Origin of the sequence: Streptomyces sp. NPDC048507, from assembly GCF_043199995.1 — a bacterium.
GTDB lineage: Bacteria > Actinomycetota > Actinomycetes > Streptomycetales > Streptomycetaceae > Streptomyces.
Genome location: NZ_JBICWZ010000003.1, coordinates 657336 through 672860, shown reverse-complemented (window position 1 = coordinate 672860; position 15525 = coordinate 657336). Strand labels below are relative to the sequence as shown.

11 protein-coding genes are annotated in these 15525 nt (G+C 76.2%); 7 read left to right on the top strand and 4 right to left on the bottom strand.

Annotated features, from left to right (window positions below; translation table 11 throughout):
* Nucleotides 1-32 precede the first annotated feature (32 nt).
* The gene (locus ACGFXC_RS12160; RefSeq protein ID WP_393711991.1) at nt 33-908 is read right to left on the bottom strand and encodes an esterase/lipase family protein; all 876 of its coding nucleotides are present in this window, start codon (nt 906-908) and stop codon (nt 33-35) included.
* 237 nt (nt 909-1145) lie between these two features.
* Here ACGFXC_RS12160 and ACGFXC_RS12155 point away from each other — a divergent pair, with 237 nt between their 5' ends.
* Nucleotides 1146-1550 carry a cobalamin B12-binding domain-containing protein gene (locus ACGFXC_RS12155; RefSeq protein ID WP_351826807.1) on the top strand — a complete coding sequence of 135 codons (405 nt, stop codon included), beginning with the start codon at nt 1146-1148 and terminating at the stop codon, nt 1548-1550.
* Between the two features lie 28 nt (nt 1551-1578).
* On the opposite strand, the gene ACGFXC_RS12150 is transcribed toward ACGFXC_RS12155, so the two are convergent.
* Together ACGFXC_RS12150 and ACGFXC_RS12145 are read right to left on the bottom strand one after the other, a co-directional pair.
* Nucleotides 1579-3165: a DUF5691 domain-containing protein gene (locus tag ACGFXC_RS12150; protein WP_393711990.1), complete on the bottom strand. Its 1587-nt coding sequence runs from the start codon at nt 3163-3165 to the stop codon at nt 1579-1581.
* Between the two features lie 280 nt (nt 3166-3445).
* Nucleotides 3446-4825, bottom strand: coding sequence for an SWIM zinc finger family protein (locus ACGFXC_RS12145; protein ID WP_393711988.1), 1380 nt, complete (start codon nt 4823-4825; stop codon nt 3446-3448).
* Between the two features lie 134 nt (nt 4826-4959).
* Between ACGFXC_RS12145 and ACGFXC_RS12140 the strand changes: the two genes are divergently transcribed.
* From ACGFXC_RS12140 to sucD, 5 genes are all read left to right on the top strand, one after another.
* Nucleotides 4960-6066, top strand: coding sequence for an AAA family ATPase (locus ACGFXC_RS12140; protein ID WP_393711986.1), 1107 nt, complete (start codon nt 4960-4962; stop codon nt 6064-6066).
* The gene (locus tag ACGFXC_RS12135; RefSeq protein ID WP_393712227.1) at nt 6045-8378 is read left to right on the top strand and encodes a DUF5682 family protein; all 2334 of its coding nucleotides are present in this window, start codon (nt 6045-6047) and stop codon (nt 8376-8378) included. Before ACGFXC_RS12140 ends, ACGFXC_RS12135 begins: the two co-directional genes overlap by 22 nt.
* A 102-nt stretch (nt 8379-8480) precedes the next feature.
* The gene (locus tag ACGFXC_RS12130; protein ID WP_393711984.1) at nt 8481-9644 is read left to right on the top strand and encodes a VWA domain-containing protein; all 1164 of its coding nucleotides are present in this window, start codon (nt 8481-8483) and stop codon (nt 9642-9644) included.
* A 266-nt stretch (nt 9645-9910) separates the two neighbouring features.
* Nucleotides 9911-11089 (top strand): ADP-forming succinate--CoA ligase subunit beta, encoded by a 1179-nt coding sequence (sucC, locus tag ACGFXC_RS12125; RefSeq protein WP_393711982.1) that lies wholly within the window; start codon nt 9911-9913, stop codon nt 11087-11089.
* A gap of 21 nt (nt 11090-11110) precedes the next feature.
* Nucleotides 11111-12001: a succinate--CoA ligase subunit alpha gene (gene sucD / locus ACGFXC_RS12120; protein WP_393711981.1), complete on the top strand. Its 891-nt coding sequence runs from the start codon at nt 11111-11113 to the stop codon at nt 11999-12001.
* 95 nt (nt 12002-12096) lie between these two features.
* On the opposite strand, the gene ACGFXC_RS12115 is transcribed toward sucD, so the two are convergent.
* Complete coding sequence (locus tag ACGFXC_RS12115; protein WP_393711979.1) at nt 12097-13689, bottom strand: helix-turn-helix domain-containing protein; 1593 nt, start codon at nt 13687-13689, stop codon at nt 12097-12099.
* Nucleotides 13690-13808: 119 nt separating this feature from the next.
* On the opposite strand from ACGFXC_RS12115, the gene ACGFXC_RS12110 reads away from it, so the two are divergent.
* Nucleotides 13809-15494, top strand: a complete 1686-nt coding sequence (locus tag ACGFXC_RS12110) for a DUF6350 family protein (RefSeq protein WP_393711977.1) — start codon at nt 13809-13811, stop codon at nt 15492-15494.
* The last annotated feature ends 31 nt before the right edge of the window (nt 15495-15525 follow it).

Genomic DNA, 15525 nt, shown 5'->3' with positions numbered 1-15525 from the left:
GCGTGTCCCCGGTACGCGCACCATTCGCAGGCTCAGATGTCCGGCCCCTGCACTTCGGTTCCCGTGGGGCGGAGGTTTTGCGCGGGACGGACCGGGGCGTCGTCCGCCGGGCCGGGGGTCCGGGCCGTGTCCGCGGCGCGGACCGGCCCGTCGAGGGCGCGCCGGACGGCGGTGATGACGGTGGGGTGGACGGCCAGGGCGAGGTGGCCGATGCCCATGACCTCGATGTTCGTCGCGTCGAGGTCCGGATGCTCCAGGCGGGCGGTGCCGGTGGGCTCCATCAGGGCGTCGAACTCGCTCCAGAACGCGACGCAGCGGGTCCGGCAGCCCGGCACCGGCGCCCGCAGCTCGGCCATCACCGCCGACTCCGGCCGCATCTGGCGGACCAGCGGGTGCGCGTCCATGAACGGGGCCACGCGCGTGCCGTCGTGCGGGGTGCCCAGGGTGACCAGCGTCCGCACGCGCACGTCCCCGCCCAGGCGCTGGACGTAGTACCGCGCGACCAGCCCGCCCAGACTGTGGCCGACGAGGTCCACCCGGTCCTGCCCGGACCGCTCGCACAGCTCCTCGACGCGCCGGCCGAGGTGCCGGGCGGTGGCGCGCAGGTCCCGGGTGAAGGGGGAGTAGTTGTACGTCTCCACCCGGCGCCGGCCGCCCGCGCCGAGGGCGCGGCGCAGCAGGACGAAGACCGAACGGTTGTCGGTGAAGCCGTGCAGCAGCAGCACGGGCGGCAGCTGGGCGTCGGGGCCGGGGCCGGGCGCGGGGGCGGTGGCGGGCGCGGGGCTCTCGGCGCGGACGCCGGTGGGGTAGAGGAGCAGGTGTCCGGCGAGCACCAGTGCCTCCAGCACGGCGGCCCGGACGGCGGCCCCCGTGCGCGATACGGGCAGCGGCGCGAGCGTCAGCCCCATGGACGGCCTCCCCTGGACCTCTCGGACCCCGGCCGCACGGGCCGGGCCCCTCGGGTGCGGGGCCGTGGTGCCGACGGGCCCCGCCACCGTGCCGTGCGGCTGTCGGCGCGGTGACGGGGCGACCGGGCGGTGGTGAATCAGCGGGCTCCCCCGTGTGATTTCCCCCTCGTGGTTGACCGTGAAACGGTGCCGTGCGCAATGCTGTACTTAACGTTCGTTCACTCGGGAGGCAGTGCGATGGGTGTGACCGGTCCGATCCGTGTGGTGGTGGCCAAGCCGGGTCTCGACGGCCACGACCGTGGGGCCAAGGTGATCGCGCGGGCGCTGCGGGACGCGGGCATGGAGGTCATCTACACCGGCCTCCACCAGACCCCCGAACAGATCGTCGACACCGCCATCCAGGAGGACGCGGACGCCATCGGCCTCTCGATCCTCTCCGGCGCGCACAACACGCTGTTCGCGCGCGTCATCGAACTCCTCAGGGAGCGCGACGCCGAGGACATCAAGGTCTTCGGCGGCGGGATCATCCCCGAGGACGACATCGCCCCCCTCAAGGCGAAGGGCGTCGCCGAGATCTTCACCCCCGGCGCCACCACCACCGCGATCGTCGACTGGGTCAACGCCAACGTCCGTCAGGCGTAGGCCCTCACGTGCGCGGCCGGGGCGGGGCTCAGGCGGGCGGGGTGAGTTCGGCGTGCATCGCGGCGCGCAGGCGGAGGGTGGAGACCAGGCGCTGGAAGGCCTCCGCCCAGTACGCGGCGGCGCCCGGCGAGGTGTCGCAGGGCGGCTCGGCGATGGCGGTCAGGGTGGCCAGGCGGGCCGCCTCCGCCGGGTCGAGGCAGCGTTCCGCCAGGCCCATGACCCCGCTGAAGCTCCACGGGTAACTGCCCGCCTCACGGGCCGCGTCGAGGGCGTCGACCACGGCCCGGCCCAGCGGCCCCGCCCAGGGCACCCGGCAGGCACCGAGCAGCTGGAAGGCCTCCGAGAGGCCGTGGGCGCGTATGAACTCCGCCACCCAGTCGGCGCGTTCGTCCGGCGGCAGGGTCTCCAGCAGCTTCGCCCGCTCCGCCAGCGAAGCCGTCCCCGGACCGGCGGCGGGCGGCGCGGACGCCGGGCCCAGGAGGGCCTTGGACCAGAGCGCGTCACGCTGGCGCACCGCCGCCCGGCACCAGGCCGCGTGCAGTTCCTCGGCCCAGCCCCCGGGCACCGGGAACGCCACGATCCGTGCCGGGTCCAGCCCCTCGAACCGCTCCCGCCAGCAGGACAGCGGGGCGGCTTCCACCAGCTGGCCCAGCCACCAGGCCCGTTCCCCGCGCCCCGCGGGCGGGCGCGGCACCACCCCGTCGCGGAGCATCCCCGCATCGCACTCCGCGGGCGGATCGACGGTCCCCGGGCCCACGCAGGCCAGCGCCCGCTCCGCCATCCGTCCGGCCAGCGCCGAACCCGGCAGCGCGGAGAGCAGTTCGGCGGCCGTCGCCCGGACGTTGCGGCTGCGGTCACCCAGCGCCGCCTCCAGGAAGGGCTCGTCGGCCGCCGAGAGGCCCGCCCGCAGCGAATCGAGGAACATCAGCCGGTCCTCTGCCCGCTCGGTGGCCCAGGTGGTGGCCAGCAGCCGGGTCGCGTCCGTCGCCGCACGGGCCCGTACGGAGCCCAGCAGCGCGACCCGCTCCGCGAACAGCCCCTCCGCCCACAGGCGCTCCACCCCCGCGCGGTCGGCGGGGTCCGGCAGTTCACCGCCGCCCCCCGCCGCGCGCAGGGCGAAGCGCCAGTCCGGATTGAGCCGGGCCAGCCACAGCCCGCGGGCCCCGGCCAGGGCCAGGGCCCGCGGGCGCAGGTCGGTACGAGCCCGGGCCGCGTCCAGCAGGGCCGGGAGGAGCTCCTCCGGTGCGCGGTAGCCGTGCCGGCCGGCCGTCGCCAGCCACTGCGGGAGCAGCTCCGTCAGATCCGGGGCGCTGCCCCGGCGCCCGCCCCCGCCCGCCCCGCGGCCGGCCAGCAGCTGCGCGAGCCGCCGCCGGGCGCCCTCCGGCGGCGCCGGCCGGGGATCGTGCGGCGCGGGCTCCGGCCGGGCGGCGGCCTCGGCGGGCCGCAGCCCGGCGCGGCGCCGCAGCGTCGCCCCGGCCGCCGCGCCGAGCAGCTCCCGCGGTGCGCCGCCGCGCCGTTCGGTGCCCAGCAGCGCCGTCGCGACCAGCTCCTCCCAGTCCCAGGCCCGCTCGCCCCCCGGGTCCGTCGTGCCGTCCGCCCGGCGCGTGCCGTCCATCGGATTCCCCTCCCTCGTCGTGCCGCGTGTCGGTCGTGTCCGTGTGGGAAGCGCCCCGGTCCCGCCCCCTCCGCGGGACCGGGGCATGCCTCAGCTGGCGTGGTTGTCGTCCATCACAAAGCCCCCCGGCTTTCTCGTCCCGTACGGCGGCGCCCCCGCGCCCCGTTCCGGGTACTCGTCGTGCACGGCGGATCCCGGTCGTTCCGGTCCCTCGCGGTCCCGGCCCCCCGGCCATGACCCGCCGTCCCCCTCTCCTGCGCACGGCCCCCGGGCCGTGTCCTCACCCCAGGACGACCGGCTCCGCGGCATGCGGGTGCCAGGCCGTCAGAGGGGTGAAGCCGCGGTGGCCGCACTCCCCGAAGACCGTGACGGGCCCGCCGCCCGAGAGGGCGGCCAGCTGCCACAGTCCCGTCCGGGAGCGGCCCCCGGCGGGCGTCACCGGCAGCGCGGACGTCCCTTCCGCGTCCGCGATCTGCCAGCCCCCCTCGCCCGCTTCTCCCGGGACCGGTATCACCGGACCCAGGACCACCGGCCAGGACTCCAGCCACGGGTCCTCCCGCAGCGCGGCCCCGTAGGCGGCCAGGGCCTCCCCGGTGCTCACTGCGGCCGGAGCCCCGGTGGCCGCCGTCGTCGCGGTGCGGTCCCCGAGGTCCGCCCGGAGCCCCGCCGAGCCGGTCCGGAAGCGCACGGGCGCCTCCAGTACCAGTCCGACGGGCAGCGCCAGTTCCGGCGGCCGCCCGGGCGGGCCGAAGTCCAGCACCAGGGCCGGGCGTCCGCTCCCCAGCCCCCGCAGCCAGGTCCGGCGGGTGGTGAGCCGGCCGTCCGGGGACACCGAGTCGTACTGGGCCAGCACGAGCCAGCGGTCCCGGACGGTCTCCCCCTCCGCCGAGTACGGCAGCCCCACCCGGCTGCGGACGGTCGCGGCCAACGGCTCCGGCAGCCCGGACACCCCCAGCCAGGCCCTGTCCAGCAGGTGCAGCAGCGCGAACTCCTCAAGCATCCGGGCGGGCCAGCCGGCGCCGCAACCGGGTATTGCCCCCAACTCCCGCACCCGCGCCGCCAGTCCGGGAGCCTGGGCGTCGACCATCCGGGCAGCGGTCTCCTCCCAGCCCGCGTAGCCCGTCCGCTCCTGGCCGGCCAGCCCTTCGCGGACCGCGTCCGCGAGCCGCCGCTCCAGTTCGAGGACGCCCGCCCCCACGCGTTCCGCCCGGCGCGCGGCCCGCTTGCGGGCCGCCTCCGCGTCCGCCGGCCGGGCCGGGCCGTCCGCCGCCCGAGCGGCCTTCGCCGCCCGCTCCGCCAGCCACTCGGCGGCCCAGTCCGGCGGCGGCGCGGGCTCCTGCCCCTCCCGTGCCTCCCGTCCCTCCCGCGCTTCCTGCGCCTCCCGGGTCGCCCGGAGCAACAGCAGCCCCAGCGCGTGCTTGCACGGAAACTTCCGGCTCGGGCACGTGCACCTGTACGCGGGCCCCGTCAGGTCCACGACCGTCCGGTACGGCTCCCTGCCGCTGCCCTTGCACAACCCCCACACCGCCCCGGAAGCGGAATCTCCGGTTAGTGTCCATGACCCCTCCCCTCCCAGCTTTCCCCCCGCTGTGCGCGATGCCTCGTCGGATGCCAGAGCCAGTACCTGTTCCACCGTCAGGCGGAGCTGCTGCCCAGTCATGGAAACCACCGTAGAGACCCCCACTGACAATCGCTCTGACCTGCAACAACGCCTCGAACAAGGGGCGTTGTCAGTGGCATGGTGCACCGTGGTGGAAGCGGTCGGGAACGGCCGGCGAGCCTTGGAGGGGGACCATGACCATGCCCGGAACCGACACCGCCGCAGCGGTACTGCGACCGCATGCCGAAGACGCCTTCGCGGAAGAACTGAAAGCCCTCGAAGCCGCCGACGACCGGCCCCGCCCGGCCCGCTGGAAACTCTCCCCGTGGGCCGTGGCCACCTACCTGCTCGGCGGCACGCTCGGCGACGGAACCGTCATCACGCCCAAGTACGTCGGCCCGCGCAGGATCGTCGAAGTCGCCGTCACCACCCTCGCCACCGACCGCGCCCTGCTCCTCCTCGGCGTCCCCGGCACCGCCAAGACGTGGGTCTCCGAACACCTCGCCGCCGCCGTCAGCGGAAACTCCACCCTCCTCGTCCAGGGCACCGCCGGCACCCCCGAGGAAGCCCTCCGCTACGGCTGGGACTACGCCCGCCTCCTCGCCCACGGCCCGAGCCGCGAAGCCCTCGTCCCCAGCCCCGTCATGCGGGCCATGGCCGATGGCACGACCGCCCGCGTCGAGGAACTCACCCGCATCCCCGCCGACGTCCAGGACGGCCTCATCACCGTCCTGTCCGAGAAGACCCTGCCGATACCGGAACTCGGCCAGGAGGTGCAGGCCGTGCGCGGCTTCAACCTCATCGCCACCGCCAACGACCGCGACCGCGGCGTCAACGAGCTCTCCAGCGCCCTGCGCCGCCGCTTCAACACCGTCGTGCTGCCGCTGCCCGCGAGCACCGACGCCGAAGTCGCCATCGTCGCCCGCCGCGTCGACCAGACGGGCCGGGCCCTGGACCTCCCCGCGGCCCCCGAGGGCCTGGAGGAGATCCGCCGCGTCGTCACCGTCTTCCGGGAACTGCGCGAGGGCGTCACCGGTGACGGCCGCACCAAGGTCAAGTCGCCCAGCGGCACCCTCTCCACCGCCGAGGCCATCTCCGTCGTCACCGGCGGCCTGGCGCTGGCCGCCCACTTCGGCGACGGCGTCCTGCGCCCCGGCGACGTGGCCGCCGGCATCCTCGGCGCCGTCGTGCGGGACCCGGCCGCCGACCGCGTCGTCTGGCAGGAGTACCTGGAGACCGTCGTGCGCGAGCGGGACGGCTGGAAGGACTTCTACCGGGCCTGCCGGGAGGTGACGGCGTGAGCCCGCGGGCCGCCGGGCCGCTGCTGCTGGGCGTGCGCCACCACGGGCCCGGCTCCGCCCGGTCGGTCCGGGCCGCGCTCGACGCCGCCCGGCCGCGGGCCGTGCTGATCGAGGGACCGCCCGAGGCGGACGCCCTGCTCCCGCTCGCCGCCGACCCCGGGATGCGCCCGCCCGTCGCCCTGCTCGCCCACGCGGCGGACGACCCGGCCCGGGCCGCGTTCTGGCCGCTCGCCGCCTTCTCCCCGGAGTGGGTCGCCCTGCGCTGGGCGCAGCGGCGCGGCGCGGCGGTCCGCTTCGTCGACCTGCCCGCCGCGCACACCCTGGCCGAAGCGCCCGGCCCGCGGGAGGACGCCGGGGAGGACGCGGGGCAGGGTGCGGGGGAGCCCGCGCCGGGCGGGGCCGCCGACCTGCAGGCGGACCCCCTCGCCGCGCTCGCCCGCACCGCCGGGTACGACGATCCGGAGCGCTGGTGGGAGGACGTCGTCGAACACCGGGACCCCGGAGCGGCACCGGACCCGTCGGCCGTCTTCGAGGCCGTCGCGGAGGCGATGGCGGCCCTGCGCGAGGCGCACGGGGACGGCGGCCGCCCCCGCGACGCGGTCCGCGAGGCGTACATGCGGCAGAAGATGCGCGCCGCCCGCCGGGAGTTCGGCGAGGACTACGCCGTCGTGTGCGGCGCCTGGCACGTCCCGGCGCTGCGCGCCCGGACCACGGCGGCCGCCGACCGCGCGCTGCTCGCCGGGCTCCCGAAGACCAGGGTGGAGACCACCTGGGTGCCCTGGACCCACCGCAGGCTCACCCGGGCCGGCGGGTACGGCGCGGGCATCGACTCGCCCGGCTGGTACGCGCACCTCTTCGCGGCCCGGGACCGGCCGGTCGAGCGCTGGCTGACGAAGGTCGCGGAGCTGCTGCGGGCGGAGGACCGGCAGGTCTCCCCGGCGCACGTGATCGAGACGGTCCGGCTGGCCACCGCCCTGGCCGCCCTGCGGGGCCGCCCGCTGCCCGGCCTCGCCGAAACGCTGGAGGCCGTCCGGGCGGTGATGTGCGACGGGTCCGGCGTACCGCTCGCGCTGGTCGAGGACCGGCTCGTCGTCGGGGACGTCCTCGGCGAGGTCCCGGACACCGCGCCCGCCGTCCCGCTCCAGCGGGACCTCACCCGCCGGATGCGCTCGCTGCGGCTCAAGGCCGAGGCACAGCGCCGCGAGCTGGAGCTGGACCTGCGCAAGGACACCGATGCGGCCAAGTCCCTCCTGCTGCACCGGCTGCGGCTGCTCGGCGTGGACTGGGGCGTGCCGACGGCCTCCCGCAGCGGTACGGGCACCTTCCGCGAGACCTGGCGGCTGTGCTGGGAGCCGGAGCTGTCGGTCCGGGTCGCCGAGGCCGGGATCTGGGGCACCACCGTCCTCGGGGCGGCCACCGCGAAGGCGCGGGCCGACGCCGCGGGCGCCGGGGAGCTGGCCGCGGTCACGGCGCTGGCCGAGCGCTGCCTGCTGGCCGGGCTGTCGCAGGCGCTGCCCGCCGTGCTGCGGGCCCTGGCCGACCGGGCCGCGCTCGACACCGATGCGGCCCGGCTGGCGGCGGCGCTGCCCGCGCTGGCCCGCGCCCTGCGGTACGGGGACGTACGGGGGACCGACGCGCGGGCGCTGGGGACCGTCGCGGCCGGCCTCGCGGAGCGGATCTGCGTGGCCCTGCCCCCCGCCTGCGCGGCCGGGCTCGACGCCGACGCGGCGGCCGCCCTGCGGGACCACGTCGACGCCGTGCACGGGGCGGTCGCCCTGCTCGCGGACGCCGACGCGGGGCTGCGGGAACGCTGGACGGGGGTGCTGCGGACGCTGGCCGGGCGGGAGGCCGTGCCCGGGCTGATCCGCGGCCGGGCCGTCCGGCTGCTGCTGGACGGCGGCCGGCTCGCACCCGGGGAGCCGGCGCGGCTGATGGGGCTCGCGCTGTCCCCGGCGGTGGCCCCGGCGCGGGCGGCGGGCTGGATCGAGGGCTTCGCGGGCGCCGGCGCGGGCGGGGGCACGCTGCTGGTCCACGACGAGCGGCTGCTGGGCCTGATCGACGCCTGGCTGGTGTCGGTGCCGGAGCGGGCCTTCGTCGACGTGCTGCCGCTGCTGCGGCGCACGTTCGGGGCGTACGAGCCCGGTGTGCGCCGCGCGCTGGGGGAGCTGGTCCGGCGCGGTCCGGGCGGCGGCCCCGGCGGGCGGGCCGCGTCCCGCGAGGCCCCCGAGGGCTTCGCCCCGGAGCTGGACCCCGGCCGCGCGGACGCGGCGGCGGCGGTGGTCCGCCGGCTCCTCGCCGCCGCCCCGGCCTGACGGGACCGGGCCGGCGGGCGGGCGGAGCAGGGGTGGCGGTGGCGGGGACGGACGGACAGGGGCACGGGCCCCCGACGGGGAACGGCGGAGGGGGCGGGGCGGATGACGGACACGACGGCCGGGGCCGAGCGGCTGCGGCGGTGGCGGATGGTGCTCGGGGGCGGGGAGGCGGACGGCACCGGATGGGTGCCCGGCGGGCGGGACGCCGCGATGGACGGCGCGCTGGCGGCGCTGTACGGGGGCCCGGGGGCGGGACGCGGGGACCGGGCGGAGCGCTCCGCCGGGCTCGGGGGCTCCGCACCGCACGCGGCGCGCTGGCTCGGGGACATCCGTACGTACTTCCCCACCACGGTGGTCCAGGTCATGCAGCGGGACGCCATCGAGCGGCTGGGCCTGTCCGCGCTGCTGCTGGAGCCGGAGATGCTGGAGGCCGTCGAGCCCGACGTCCACCTGGTCGCGACCCTGCTCTCGCTGCACAAGGCGATGCCCGACACCACCCGGGAGACGGCCCGGGCGGTGGTCCGCCGGGTGGTCGGGCGGCTGGAGGAGCGGCTGGCGGCGCGCACCGACGCCGCAGTACGCGGCGCCCTCGACCGTTCGGCGCGGACCTCCCGGCCCCGCCACGCGGACATCGACTGGAACCGGACGATCCGGGCCAACCTGAAGAACTACCTGCCCGAGCACCGCACGGTCGTGCCCGAACGCCTCGTCGGCTACGGCCGGGCCGCCCGCTCGGTGCGCAAGGAGATCGTGCTCTGCGTCGACCAGTCGGGTTCGATGGCGCCCTCCGTCGTCCACGCCTGCGTCTTCGGCGCGGTGCTGGCCTCGATGCGCGCGGTCGCCACCCGGCTGGTCGTCTTCGACACGGCCGTCGTCGACCTCACCGAGCAGCTCGACGACCCGGTCGACGCCCTCTTCGCCGCCCAGCTCGGCGGCGGCACCGACATCAACCGCGCCCTCGCGTACTGCCAGTCCCGGATCACCCGTCCCGCCGACACGGTCGTCGTCCTGATCAGCGATCTCCACGAGGGCGGCATACGCGACGGGATGATCAGACGGGTCGCGGCGATGAAGGCGGCGGGGGTGGAGTTCGTGGCCCTGCTCGCCCTCTCCGACGAGGGCGCGCCCGCCTACGACCACGCGCACGCGGCGGCCCTCGCCGCGCTCGGCGCCCCCGCCTTCGCCTGCACCCCCGACCTGTTCCCGGAGGTGATGGCGGCGGCGCTGGAGAAGCGACCCCTGCCGATTCCTCCGCCCAGCACGTGACGACGGCGGCGCACACCGGCAGATCGCACGAACTTGCAGTTCAACCGTGAGGCGATCTGTGACAGGTATCACCGCTCAGGTGTGATCTGCGATTTAGGGACCTACGTCCCACGGGGATAACCTGCGAGACGGACATGCCGCGTCCACGGTCACCGTGTGCGCCTTCCTTGTGACAGCGCCGTCACGTTGCCCTCCGCGGCACGCCCACGCAGATAGCAGACAACCGCGAATCACTGCGAATCTTTGAAGACAAGGGACGGACGCGCGTGGACCTGTTCGAGTACCAGGCGAGGGACCTCTTCGCCAAGCACGGTGTACCGGTGCTGGCCGGTGAAGTCATCGACACGCCTGAGGCGGCTCGCGAGGCCACCGAGAAGCTGGGCGGCAAGTCGGTCGTCAAGGCCCAGGTGAAGGTCGGCGGCCGCGGCAAGGCCGGCGGCGTCAAGCTGGCCGCCACCCCGGACGAGGCCGTCGCCCGTGCGACGGACATCCTGGGGATGGACATCAAGGGCCACACGGTCCACAAGGTGATGATCGCCGAGACGGCTCCCGAGATCCTCGAGGAGTACTACGTCTCGTACCTGCTGGACCGCACCAACCGCACCTTCCTGGCCATGGCCTCGGTCGCGGGTGGCATGGACATCGAGCAGGTCGCCGAGGAGACCCCGGAGAAGCTCGCCAAGGTCCCGGTGAACGCCAACGAGGGCGTGACCATCGAGAAGGCCCGCGAGATCGTCGCCCTGGCGAAGTTCCCGGCCGAGGTCGCCGAGCAGGTCGCAGAGGTCCTGGTGACCCTGTGGAAGACCTTCATCGCCGAGGACGCGCTCCTCGTCGAGGTCAACCCGCTGGCGAAGGTCGCCTCCGGCGACGTCATCGCCCTCGACGGCAAGGTCTCGCTCGACGAGAACGCCGAGTTCCGCCAGCCGGGCCACGAGGAGTTCGTGGACCACGCGGCCGCGAACCCGCTGGAGGCCGCCGCCAAGGCGAAGAACCTCAACTACGTCAAGCTCGACGGTGAGGTCGGCATCATCGGCAACGGCGCGGGTCTCGTCATGAGCACCCTCGACGTCGTCGCCTACGCCGGTGAGAACCACGGCGGCGTCAAGCCCGCCAACTTCCTCGACATCGGCGGTGGCGCCTCCGCCGCCGTCATGGCCAACGGCCTCGAGATCATCCTCGGCGACCCGGACGTCAAGTCCGTCTTCGTCAACGTCTTCGGTGGCATCACCGCGTGTGACGAGGTCGCCAACGGCATCGTCCAGGCGCTGGCCCTGCTGGAGGAGAAGGGCGAGGCGGTCACCAAGCCGCTCGTCGTCCGCCTCGACGGCAACAACGCCGAGCTGGGTCGCAAGATCCTCTCGGACGCCAACCACCCGCTGGTGCAGCGCGTGGACACCATGGACGGCGCGGCCGACAAGGCCGCCGAGCTCGCGGCTGCGAAGTAAGGGCAGAGGTCACAGACTCACATGGCTATCTTCCTCAACAAGGACAGCAAGGTCATCGTCCAGGGCATGACCGGTGCCACGGGCATGAAGCACACCAAGCTGATGCTGGCTGACGGCACCAACATCGTCGGCGGCGTGAACCCGCGCAAGGCCGGCACGACCGTCGACTTCGACGGCACCGAGGTCCCGGTCTTCGGCTCCGTCGCCGAGGCGATGAAGGAGACGGGCGCCAACGTCTCCGTCCTCTTCGTCCCGCCGGCCTTCGCCAAGGCCGCCGTGGTCGAGGCGATCGACGCCGAGATCCCGCTGGCCGTCGTCATCACCGAGGGCATCGCGGTGCACGACTCCGCCGCCTTCTGGTCGTACGCGACCGCCAAGGGCAACAAGACCCGCATCATCGGCCCGAACTGCCCGGGTCTGATCACCCCCGGCCAGTCCAACGCCGGCATCATCCCGGGCGACATCACCAAGCCCGGCAAGATCGGTCTCGTGTCCAAGTCGGGCACGCTGACCTACCAGATGATGTACGAGCTGCGCGACATCGGCTTCACCTCCGCCGTCGGCATCGGTGGCGACCCGGTCATCGGCACCACGCACATCGACGCCCTGGAGGCCTTCGAGGCCGACCCGGACACCGAGCTGATCGTCATGATCGGCGAGATCGGCGGCGACGCCGAGGAGCGTGCGGCGGACTTCATCGCGAAGAACGTGACCAAGCCGGTCGTCGGCTACGTCGCGGGCTTCACCGCACCCGAGGGCAAGACCATGGGCCACGCCGGCGCCATCGTCTCCGGTTCTTCCGGCACCGCACAGGCCAAGAAGGAAGCCCTCGAGGCCGCGGGCGTGAAGGTCGGCAAGACGCCGACCGAGACCGCGAAGCTGGCGCGCGAGATCCTGAACGCCGCCAAGTAGGCGCGTCCGACGCGTGAACGGGCGTGGCCCGCACCCCTTCCGGGGGTGCGGGCCACGCCCGTTCCGCGTTCTGCGACCGCCGGGCGGCCCCGGCCTCATTCCAGGGCCGGGGAGACCCTGGCCGGTCCGGCGGCCGGGTCGTCGCGCAGCTTGTCCTGGAGCTGGCGGCTGCGTTCGGTGAGCCGCTGGGGTCCGGGGTGCGGCGGGACGCCGGAGACGCTGCTGCCGGGCGGGAGCGGCGGCAGGTACCGGTCCGGAGCCGTGACCAGGGAGTACCCCGTGGCCACGGCGATGACCGCGGTCAGGCCGAGTGCGGCCCGGGCCCAGCGCCGGGCCCGGGCCTCGGTGAGCTCCCGTACGGCGGCGGCCGGGCGGCGCGGCTCCATCGGCACGGACGGCCGCAGGGCGCCGAGCAGCTCGCGCAGCGCGGCCGACTGCTTCTCGGGCGCCACGTCGACCAGCCCGGGCACCCGCTCGGCGAGCTCGGCGTGCGCGTGGAGCAGCCGGTTCCCGGCGGCGGGCGTGCTGGCCTCCGTCTCGGCGGCCGTGTCGGGCAGGTCGAGGCCGATGCCGTCGTACAGCAGCACGGTCCGGCGGTGCGCGGGCGCCAGGTCGAGCAGGGCGTCCAGCAGCATCCGGTCGACGGGCTCGGCGGGAGCCTTCTCCGGGGTGCGGGGGGAGCGGCGGAGCCGGTGCCAGGGGGAGAGGGCGTACTCGTACGCGGCCGCGCGGACCCAGCCGACGGGGTCGGCGTCGGTGGCCACCTCGGGCCAGCGGCCCCAGGCCTGACGGAACGCCTGCTCCACGGCCTCCTGCGCGAGGGCGCGGCGGCCGGTCAGCAGGTAGGCCTGGTGGACCAGGGCCGGGGCGGTGCGGGCGTAGAGGGCGTCGAAGGCCTGCGCGGGCTCGGTGGGGCGCGGCTGCGCGGGTCCGGCGGGGAGCGCTGCCGCGTCCGGCGCATCCGGCTCGGCGGGGGGCGCGGGGGCTTCCTGGGCGGGGGTGGCGTCGGTGGCCGGGGGCGTGGCGGGCGGGGCGGGCTCGATGGGCTCGGGCGGTCGGGCGGAGGTGGGAGCGGGAGCGTCCTGACCACCGGGCGGGACCCCGCCTCCGCCTCCGCTTCCGAACCCGGTCCCGGCTCCGATTCCGGCGCCGCCGCCGGTCCGGACGGGGGTCTTCGTCTCGTGGCGGGTCAGGGAGACGGGGGGCCGGGCCGCGCGTTTGGCGGCGGGCTTGGGACGGGTGCTCGCGCCGCCGGGGCGCGCGGCGGCGGCGCCCGTGCCGAAGGCCCGTACGCCGGTGGCCGTCCTGGGGGCGGCTTCGGCGGCGGGCTCGGGGGGTTCGGCGGGCGCGGCGCCGGGTGGTGCCGGGGATCCGGGGGATTCGGGGGGCGCGGGCGGTGGCGGCGGGGCCGCGGGGGCCGCGGCGGTGACGTTCAGATCGGGCGTGTCCGCCTCCGGAACGGCGTCCGCCGCCGCGAGGCGGTCCAGCAGGGCGGCATAGGCCTCCAGCTTGCGCCCGCGCGGATCGGTGCGGCCCGTCTCCCAGGAGCGGACGGTGGCCGCGGTGACGCCGACCGTCGCCGCGACCTCCTCGTGGCTCAGCTGGGCCGCTTCGCGCAGCCTGCGGCGTTCCTTGGGGGAGGGCAGACCCAGCTCCGAGTCGGAGGTCGTCTCGACGCCTTGTGTCATGCCACACTCCCCGCGACCCGGCAGTCCTGGGCAATAAAGTACATAAACGTATATTGAGCGACACCACGGGCATTCGCCTGTTACCCGCCCATAGCGCGTGTCGTTGGCACCATGGCGGGGTGACCCAAGTGACCGAACGCGGGACCTCGTTGCCGACGGCCCCACGGGCCCTCGCACGGCGGCGCTCGCCCGCCGCCGCAGCCTGCGTGCTCGCCGGCGCCGTGGCGGCCGGACTGGGGCTCGGCTTCCTGGCCGTGCTCGTGATCGTGCTCTGGATCAGCTCCCCCTATCCGGACAGCGGCCCGGGCGGGGCGCTGCACCTCGCCGCCGGACTGTGGCTGATGGCCCACGGGACGGAGCTCGTCCGCTACGAGACCCTCTCCGGGGTGCCCGCGCCCGTCGGCCTGGTCCCGCTGCTGCTGGTGGCGCTCCCGGTGCTGCTGATGCGGCGGGCGGCGCGGCTCGGCAGCGCGCCCGGGGACGGCGCGGGGACGGGGGAGCCGGACGAGGCGCTGCCGGCCGGGGTGGTGTTCTCGGCCGTGACCTGCGGGTACCTGTGCGTCGGAGCGCTGGCCACGGTGTACGCGGCCGGCGGGCCGATGCCGGCCGATCCGCTCAGCGCGGCCTGGCACGTACCGCTGGTGGCGGCGCTGGCCGCGGCCGCCGGGGTGTGGTCGGCGAAGGGGCGGCCGTCGGGGCCGCTGCCGGAGTGGGTTCCGGGGGGCGTACGGAAAGCCATCGCGCGCCCCCGTTACGCGCTGGCGCTGCGCTCCGGCACGGCCGGAGTCCTCGTCCTGCTGGGCGGCGGCGCCCTGCTGGTCGGCGCCTCGCTGGCGTGGCACGGGGCCCAGACCCAGTCCTCGTTCCTGACGCTGACCGGGGTGTGGTCCGGGCGGTTCGCGGTGCTGCTGCTCGCGCTGGCACTGGTCCCGAACGCCATGGTGTGGGGCGCGGCGTACGGGCTGGGGCCCGGGTTCGCGGTGGGGGCCGGGGCGACGGCGACGCCGCTCGGCTTTCCGGGGGCGCCCGCCCTGCCGGGGTTCCCGCTGCTGGCGGCGCTGCCGCCGGAGGGGCCGGGAACGCCGGTCACCTGGGCCACGGCCGGGGTGCCGGTGGCGGCGGGGCTGGTGGTGGGGTGGTTCGCGGTGCGGCGGGCGCGGGACGTCTCCGCCGGGGAGACCGCGCTGACGGCGGCGCTGGGCGCGGTGGTGTGCGGGCTGGCGATGGCGGGCCTGGCGGCGGCCGCCTCGGGGCCGCTGGGGTCGGGGGCACTGGCCGGCTTCGGGCCGGTGTGGTGGGCGGTCGGGGGCGCGGCGGCGGGGTGGACCCTGGTGCTGGCGGTGCCGGTGGCGGTGGGGGTGCAGGTGTGGCGGATGCGGCCGGCCTCCGGTGGTCCGGGGGCGGACGCGTGGCACGACTCGGGGGTGCGGGAGCTGCGGTGGGCGGCGTTGCGGGAGGCCGCCCAGCCGGTGGCCGCACCGGTCCCGGCGGCGGCCACGGCCCCGCCCGTGCCGGTGCCCCCACCGGTCGCGCCCGCCGCGGCCGCAGCCGCCGCCACCGGTCCGGGAAATCCGCCGCTCGTCGTCGCTGCCGTCGCTCCGCCGGTGGCCGTGCCGGCCGTCGTGCCGGTCGTGCCCGCCGCTCCGCCCGCCGATCCGGTGGCCGCGCCGGTTTCGGTGGCGGCGGTTGCTCCGCCCGAGTCGCCGGAGCGGCCCGAGCAGCCCGCTCCGCCCGTCGTGGGCGCGCCGATGCTGCCGCCCGCGGTGGGGGCACGGGTACTGGCCCGCCGCCGCCCGCCATCCTGACCGGCCCCGCGGCTCACACCCCGGCGGGGCG

Coding starts and splice junctions, on each gene's coding strand:
- ACGFXC_RS12160 (WP_393711991.1), bottom strand. CDS start 908: ATGGGGCTGACGCTCGCGCCGCTGCCCGTATCGCGCACGGGGGCCGCC.
- ACGFXC_RS12155 (WP_351826807.1), top strand. CDS start 1,146: ATGGGTGTGACCGGTCCGATCCGTGTGGTGGTGGCCAAGCCGGGTCTC.
- ACGFXC_RS12150 (WP_393711990.1), bottom strand. CDS start 3,165: ATGGACGGCACGCGCCGGGCGGACGGCACGACGGACCCGGGGGGCGAG.
- ACGFXC_RS12145 (WP_393711988.1), bottom strand. CDS start 4,825: ATGACTGGGCAGCAGCTCCGCCTGACGGTGGAACAGGTACTGGCTCTG.
- ACGFXC_RS12140 (WP_393711986.1), top strand. CDS start 4,960: ATGACCATGCCCGGAACCGACACCGCCGCAGCGGTACTGCGACCGCAT.
- ACGFXC_RS12130 (WP_393711984.1), top strand. CDS start 8,481: ATGACGGACACGACGGCCGGGGCCGAGCGGCTGCGGCGGTGGCGGATG.
- sucD (WP_393711981.1), top strand. CDS start 11,111: ATGGCTATCTTCCTCAACAAGGACAGCAAGGTCATCGTCCAGGGCATG.
- ACGFXC_RS12115 (WP_393711979.1), bottom strand. CDS start 13,689: ATGACACAAGGCGTCGAGACGACCTCCGACTCGGAGCTGGGTCTGCCC.